At 46.9% G+C, this 531-nt stretch carries 1 protein-coding gene and 1 pseudogene; both read right to left on the bottom strand.

The window, feature by feature from the left end:
• Window positions 1-168 (bottom strand): annotated as a pseudogene (locus tag R8N49_RS30035) (type VI secretion system protein TssA); the annotation flags it as partial.
• Window positions 165-531: PP2C family protein-serine/threonine phosphatase (locus R8N49_RS30030; protein WP_412034941.1), on the bottom strand; the 367-nt coding region annotated here is incomplete at its 5' end. The pseudogene R8N49_RS30035 and the gene R8N49_RS30030, both read right to left, overlap by 4 nt.

Raw genomic sequence — 531 nt, 5'->3', positions numbered from 1 at the left:
TTCGATGATGGCGTTTCGCTCTGCGTTTCTTGCCACCATTCGCTGATCTTTAAGTCGATAATAAGCAGACTGAGGAGAGACATCCTCTCTTGGATCAATGCCAGTCGGATTGTCTTCCGAAATTGGTGCAAGGACTTGCTCATACCAATCAAACATCGTGTTACTCATACTCTCCCCCTCAAAAACACAGGAATAGTCGCATCATCTCGCCTAGCGGAGTCAAACTCACTAGGTTCTTGACGCACTTTAATGAGCGCACACGTCACGTTATCACTAGCGCCACGCACCAGAGCAGAGTGCATTAATGCCAAACCAGCTTGGTTAACTGAATCTGCACATAGAGTTTTATGCATTTCATCACAGCTTAGTTCCTTGGAAAGTCCATCACTGCACAACAAGAACTGGTCACCATCCGCAAGCTGTCCCGATACTTGGTCTATCGTCACCATCTCATCAACCCCAACAGCTCGGGTAATTACATTGGCTAATGGATGTGACTCTGCGTCTTCAAATGCCAACAAGCCTTGCTCA

It is taken from the genome of Vibrio sp. 1978 (assembly GCF_033344345.1).
This window is presented reverse-complemented; position numbering and strand designations above follow the sequence as displayed.